General features: G+C 74.2%; 5 protein-coding genes and 2 pseudogenes. 3 read left to right on the forward strand and 4 right to left on the reverse strand.

Going from position 1 to position 6,113, the window contains the following annotated elements:
• Positions 1 to 476 (forward strand): annotated as a pseudogene (locus MXD58_RS17730) (hypothetical protein); the annotation flags it as partial.
• Positions 477 to 951: 475 nt separating this feature from the next.
• On the opposite strand, the gene MXD58_RS17735 reads toward MXD58_RS17730, so the two are convergent.
• Positions 952 to 1,410, reverse strand: a complete 459-nt coding sequence (locus MXD58_RS17735; RefSeq protein WP_248836389.1) for a hypothetical protein — start codon at positions 1,408 to 1,410, stop codon at positions 952 to 954.
• Positions 1,407 to 2,606: a molybdopterin-dependent oxidoreductase gene (locus MXD58_RS17740; RefSeq protein WP_248836388.1), complete on the reverse strand. Its 1,200-nt coding sequence runs from the start codon at positions 2,604 to 2,606 to the stop codon at positions 1,407 to 1,409. The genes MXD58_RS17735 and MXD58_RS17740 overlap by 4 nt, the downstream gene beginning before the upstream one ends.
• Positions 2,607 to 2,719: 113 nt before the next feature.
• Here MXD58_RS17740 and MXD58_RS17745 point away from each other — a divergent pair, with 113 nt between their 5' ends.
• Positions 2,720 to 4,390: a glycosyltransferase 87 family protein gene (locus tag MXD58_RS17745; RefSeq protein WP_248836387.1), complete on the forward strand. Its 1,671-nt coding sequence runs from the start codon at positions 2,720 to 2,722 to the stop codon at positions 4,388 to 4,390.
• A gap of 6 nt (positions 4,391 to 4,396) precedes the next feature.
• Here MXD58_RS17745 and MXD58_RS17750 read toward each other — a convergent pair whose 3' ends face one another.
• A complete protein-coding gene (locus MXD58_RS17750) occupies positions 4,397 to 4,639 on the reverse strand; it encodes an anti-sigma factor family protein (RefSeq protein WP_248836386.1) in 243 nt (80 codons plus the stop codon).
• Between the two features lie 14 nt (positions 4,640 to 4,653).
• Positions 4,654 to 5,334 carry a sigma-70 family RNA polymerase sigma factor gene (locus tag MXD58_RS17755; protein WP_248836385.1) on the reverse strand — a complete coding sequence of 227 codons (681 nt, stop codon included), beginning with the start codon at positions 5,332 to 5,334 and terminating at the stop codon, positions 4,654 to 4,656.
• 141 nt (positions 5,335 to 5,475) lie between these two features.
• Between MXD58_RS17755 and MXD58_RS17760 the strand changes: the two are divergent.
• Positions 5,476 to 6,113 (forward strand): annotated as a pseudogene (locus MXD58_RS17760) (GNAT family N-acetyltransferase); the annotation flags it as partial.

Below are 6,113 nucleotides of genomic sequence, written 5' to 3' on the forward strand. Positions count from 1 at the left end.
GGATGCCGTCGCTCGGCATCGACGTGGCACCGTTCGCGGTGCGCCTCGCCCGCCTCGCCGGCGCCGCCGCGCTGTGCCGCGACGTGTTCGACCCGCTGCCGGGCCAGGGGCGCTGGTCGACCCTGCTGCTCGCCGACGGCAACATCGGCATCGGCGGCGATCCCACCCGGCTGCTGACCCGCGCCGCGGCGCTGCTCGGCCCGGCCGGGCAGCTCCTCGTCGAGCTGCTGCCCGACCCGGCGCCACCCGGCCCACTGCTGGTCAGCCTGGAAGGCGCCGACGGCCGGGTGTCGCGGCCGTTCCCCTGGTCGTTCGTCGGCCCCGCGGACATCCGCGGCCACGCCACCGCCGCCGGCCTTGTCCTCACGGAGCTGTGGGGCGACCACAGCCGGCGCTTCGCCGCGCTAAGCCTGGCCCGGCCGCCCCGCCAGGTGAGTTCCGGCAGAGCTTCGGCCGACCAGATGAAGATCCACTGATGCCGATGCCGATGCCGATCCCCGCCGCGAGCGCGACCCGCCCCGGGACCACCGGCCGCCTACGGCACCGCGAGTGACCACTTTCTGCCCGAAATGTCCGTGCGTTGGGTGGGAAAGAGACTTCCGGCCGCTTCTAACGGGCTCTGCGCCTGATTTGTCCCTGCGGAAGGAGCCGGTAGCGGCTCAGCCGTGCACAACAGGCGGGCGTTCGTCGCCGCCGGTGATGCTGGGGTGGAGGACGAGACGGCTGAGCGTCCGCGACCCGCCCGAGACCACCGCGGCGATGATCACCAGAGTCCTCACGGTGAGCGACGACCACCGGGGTCGCCGCGGCTTAGGGGGACCACGGTGGTCGTTCTGCGTCGTTCGGCGCCCGTTTTGTCTACACCAACCGAGCACATCCCCTCAGCCACGCAGGCCCGCGGCGGAGGGCAGCGATCAAGGGGCGCGACCTGGCGCGTCAGACCTCAGGCGATCAGGGACGGTCGGGCGGGGCCGGTAGCGCCCGCGCCCGGCGGGCCCGCAGCGCGCGGGCGGTGATGAGGACCGCCGCGACGGCCCAGACGGCGCCCAGCACGATCGCCAGGTTCCGGCCGTAGGGCAGCGGGTCGACGGAGGGATTGTCGGCCGCGCCGCCGTAACCCCGCCACAGTGGCAGGGAGGACAGCGCCACCGTCGCGCTGACCAGCAGGGCCCCCTGCACCACCGCCCGGTACGGCGCCCGGACGAACCGGGTGAGCACCAGCCCGACGACGGCCACGACCGGCACGGCGACGAGGTCGTGCACCAGAACGCCGCCGACCAGCCAGCGGGCGGCCTGCGGCGGGTGCGTGGCCCGGGTCATGGTGAGCAGCCCATCGACGCCGTACCCGAGAGCGGCGAGGCCGGCGGCCCCGAGCAGGATCCGAACGGCGGTGAACCCGATCGTCCTCACACCATCACCACCCGATGCACCCACTTGGTCTGCAGCACCCCGGGACGGTTCGGCGCGATGAGCCGGGCCGGGTAGCCATGGTCGAGGTCGAGGTCAGCGCCGTTCAGGCCGGTGGCGAGCAGTGTCAGCGGGTCCCGGGCGTGCGACGGGTTCACCTCGCTGGTGCGGTAGCCGCCGCGCGCCTCCAGCGACTCGACCCGCACGGTCGCGTCGCTCGGGACACCGGCGGCGTCGAGCAGGTCCCGCAGCCGGGGACCGCGCCAGGTCGCGTCGGCGGCCCAGCCCTCGACGCAGGTGATCGGCAGTTTCGACGTGTGGTGCTCGAAGGCCCGCAGCTCGTCGAGGCGCAGGACGAACCGGCGGGGGCCGACGACCTCCAGCCGGTAGCCCGGATCCCGGGCGAGGGTGCGGACCCGCGCCGCGACGGCGGTCCGGTTGACGGGCAGTCCCTGCGGCCCGATGTCCGGCCGGCGCGGCCCGAGCAGGTCGAGCGAGGCCAACCCGGGCGCGGACTGGCCGACGGAGGTCAGCGTGATCACACCCGCGGCGGCGCCGACGGCGATCCCGAGGCCACGCCGGGACAGGCCGGCCCCCTCCGGTTCCGGTTCGCTGAGCCGGTCGGTCAGCTCCGCGCGGCCGGCACGGCCGGAACCGACGTTCGCCCGCACGATCGCCAGCTTCGCCGCGATGTGCACCAGCAGCGCGCCGATGGTGATCCAGGCGACCCAGTAGTGCGTGACGGTGAAGAAGAACCGGAAGCGGTACCACTGGGCGATGTTCGCGATCCCGGTGGCGAGCTGGAAGATCGCGCCCGCGATGAGCGGCACGATGCTCAGCCGTTCCAGCGCGTGCGCGGCCGTGCGCACCGGTGGCCATTCCCACAGCCGCGGATAGACCGTCCACAGCTTCGCCAGCAGCAGCGGGACGCTCGCGAGCCCGGTGGCGACGTGCAGCCCCTGCGTCGCCCGGTAGAACCAGGTCGGCCGGGCCGGCCACTCCAGCCACGACGGCGGATGCTGCATGAAATGGGACACCAGTCCCGTCAGGAAGCACACCCCGAACGTGACTCCGAGCCACAGGCCGAGCAGCGCGGCCATCCGCGGATCATGCAGTCGGCTCGGGAACGCGCCTTCGCGCAGCGGACCCCGTCGCAGGGCCACGGGCGGAGGCGGCAGTCGTCTCGTCAGCAGGCGCACTCACGCACCGTAGGTCCGCAGCGGCCCCCGTAGGCGGCCGCGAAGCCTTACGGAACGGAGAAGCTCCGGCCCGTCATCGCCGCACCGGCCCACACCGGTGCCAGTCTCGCAACATGCCGACCGCACCGACCGCGCTCGCGAACCGGGGGCCCGCCACGCCGACTGTCGCGGCGCCAGCCCGGTCACGCGGATGGCGCCCGGCCGCGCTGATCGCGTCCGCCGTCGGACTGGCGGGCGTGCTCGGCACCGAGGTGGCGGTGCGCCAGCAGCCGGGTTACCTGGTCAGCCGGCCCGCCCTGCTCTGGCTGACCATGCTCTGGTGGGCGCTCGGCATGATCACCGCTGCCCTGCTGGTCCTCGCCGCGCCCCGCCGGCTGGCCGTCGGACTGCTCCTCGGCGCCACCGTCGCGATCCAGGCCGTGGCCCTCACCGGCGGCCCGCGCCTGTCCGACGACCTGTACCGCTACGCCTGGGACGGCCGGGTGCAGGCCGCCGGCGTCGACCCCTACCGCTACGGCCCGCTCGCCCCCGAACTCGACGGGCAGCGCGACGACTGGCTGTTCCCGAACTCGGCCGGCTGCACCGCCGAGCATCCGCTGCCCCACTGCACCCGCCTGAACTATCCCCGGGCCCACACCATCTACCCGCCGGTCGCCCAGGCCTACTTCACCGCGGTGCACCTGCTGCCCGGCCCGCCCCGCGAGCACAAACTGCAGCTTTACGCCTCCCTCGGCTCGCTGGCCCTGGTCGGCGGCCTCATGTGGACGCTGCGGGCACGCGGCCGGGACCCGCGCCTGGCCGCCTTCTACGCCCTGACGCCGCTCGCCGGCATCGACGCCGGCTCCGACGCGCACGTCGACGTCCTCGGCGCGCTGCTCGTCCTCGGCGCCCTCGCCGCGCTGAGGACACCCCACCCGCGTGGACCCCGATCGGCCCGCGCGGAGACCTCAAAACCCGCGCGGACGCCAGAACCGGCGGCACCAACGAAAGCGGCGGCACCGGCGAAAGCGGCGGCACCGGCGAAAGCGGCGAGACCGGCGAAAGCGGCGAGACCGGCGAAAGCGGCGAGACCGGCGGAAGCGGCGAGACCGGCGAAAGCGGCGAGACCGGCGGAAGCGGCGAGACCGGCGGCGCCGACCCGCGGGCGGGTATGGCTGGCCGGAGCGCTGCTCGGCGCGGCCGTCGCGGTCAAGCTCTACCCGGCGCTGATCGTCCCGGCGATGATCGGGCGGGGGCGGCGGTACCGACCCGTCACCCTGCTGGGCGCGGCCATCGGGGTCGTCGGACTGACCTATCTGCCGCATGTGCTCGCGGTGGGCACCGCCGTGATCGGTTTCCTCCCGCAGTACCTCAACGTCGAGGGCTACGACCAGGGCAGCCGGTTCCTCCTGCTCGCCGGTGTCGGCCTGCACGGAACCGCCGCGAAGACCGTCGCCCTCGGCGTGCTCGCGGCGGTCACGGTCGCGGTGCTGCGCTGCGATCCGCGCCGGGTGCCACCGGAACGGGCCGCGCTGTGGCTCGTCGGCGCCGCGTTCCTCACGGCCACTCCTGCCCAGCCCTGGTACGGCATCCTGCTGGCCACCCTCGCCATCGTCGCCGGCCGGCTGGAATGGCTGGCCGTCGCCGCGGCCGCCTACCCGCTGTACATCTCGCTGTTCACCGACGTGCCCGGCGACGCCTGGACGCTGCGCGTCACCGCCTACGCCGTCGCCGCGGCCGTCGTGCTCGCCGCCGCCCTCACCCGCCGGTTCGCGACGCGCCGGCCCCAGCCGTCGACGGCCTGAGGGCACTCACCGGGGCGACGGGTGTGCCTTCCAATCGCGGAACGCCGTGAGCAGCCGATCGCGCAGGTCGGGCTGCAGGTCGTCCGCCCGCAGCGTGCCCGTGAGGCCGATGGTCGTCCGCAACTGCCCCACGTAGGCGTCGCAGCCGTCGCACTCCGCGAGGTGCTCGGTGAAACGGCGGCGCGTCGCCGCGTCCAGCGCGTCGTCGAGAAAGTCGGTGACGACCTCGACGAGCTCGTCACAGTTCATGTCCTGGCCTTGGTTCACCCTCGCGCCTCATCCACACGGTCCTCCAACACATAGTCCTCCAACACCTGCCGGAGCCTGGCGCGTCCGCGGTGCAGCAGAACCCGCTGGTTGCCGGATTCGAGGCCGAGCAGCGCGCACACCTCCCCCGCCTCCAGGCCCTGGACGTCGCGCAGGTGCACGACCGCCCGCTGACGGGGCGGCAGAGCGTCCAGCGCCGCTCGGAGCAGGACCCGGACCTCGCTGGACAGCAGCGCGGATTCGGGCAGGTCCCAGCCGCGGGGCGGGCTCGCCCAGTGGCCGGACCACTCCTGGTCAGGTCCGCGGAACCGGGCCGGATCGACCGTCGGGCCGACGTCCTCCGGCGGGAAGGCGCTGCTGAACGGGATGGTGCGGCTCTCCCGCGCGCCCCGGCTTCTGGCGACGTTGAGCAGGATGGCGAACACCCAGGTCCGCAGACTCGAACGGCCCTCGAACCGGTCCAGCCCGGTCAGCACGGCCAGCCAGGTCTCCTGCACGACCTCCTCGGCCACCGCCCGGCTCGGAACCTGCCCGGCCGCGACCGCCAGCATCGCCGGCGTCAGCCGCGTCACCAGGTCCGCGAACGCCGCCTCATCGCCCCCGCGCAGCGCCTGGACGAGCCCGGCGTCCGCCTCGCGAGGCGCCGGCCGCATCGGCGTGGTCTGTCCGCCCTCCACCGATCCAGCCTAGGGGGCCGCCGGCCCCGCCCGCCGTCCCCTCGCAGCGGGCGGCTGACCTCCCCCGCCGGCGGTCGGCGCTGTCGTCTGGGCGACAGGGTCTGGACGTAACGCCGGGTGGGGTTCGGCTGACTGACCACCATGAGCGCTGTCAGTTCCACCCTGGAGACCACCCGTCGGTCGCCATTGTTCTGCGATGTCGACCTCACCGCCCGCATCGAGGGGGCCGAGGTTCGCCTGATCGCCGAGGCGAGTGCGGCCACCCGCCGGCGACGCGGCGACGCGGCGGGGTTCGTGATCCCGATCGCGGGTGGCGTCGCGAGCTTCGCCGAGGACGACTCGCCGCTGAACAAGGTCGCGGGCCTCGGCTTCGGCGGCGTGCCGAGCGCCGCCGAGCTCGACGAGGTCGAGCGCGCGTTCGCCGCGTACGGCGTGCCCGTCCAGGTCGAGCTCCCCCACCTCGTCGACCCTGAGATCGGCGTGTTCCTCACCGAGCGCGGCTACCGGCTCGTCTCGTTCGAGAACGTGCTCGGCCGCGCGCTCACCGGCGAGCACCGCGAGGTCAACCCGCCCGGCGTGACGATCCGCGCCAGCGGCTCCGACGAACTCGACGCGTGGCTCGAGGTCATGGCCGAGGGCGTCGCCGAGGCGGACACCCAGGGGCTGCCCTCGCACGAGGAGTTCCCGCGCGACGTCCTGCTGGGGGCGATGCGCGACCTGGCCGCGGCGAGCGGCGTCCGGCGCTACGGCGCGCTGCGCGACGGCGTCCTCGCCGGCGG

This window comes from Frankia sp. AgKG'84/4 (genome assembly GCF_023242965.2).
GTDB lineage: Bacteria > Actinomycetota > Actinomycetes > Frankiales > Frankiaceae > Frankia.

Excerpts from the sequence above, each read along its gene's own strand:
- MXD58_RS17745 (WP_248836387.1), top strand. The coding sequence starts at position 2,720 with ATGCCGACCGCACCGACCGCGCTCGCGAACCGGGGGCCCGCCACGCCG.
- MXD58_RS17750 (WP_248836386.1), bottom strand. The coding sequence starts at position 4,639 with ATGAACTGTGACGAGCTCGTCGAGGTCGTCACCGACTTTCTCGACGAC.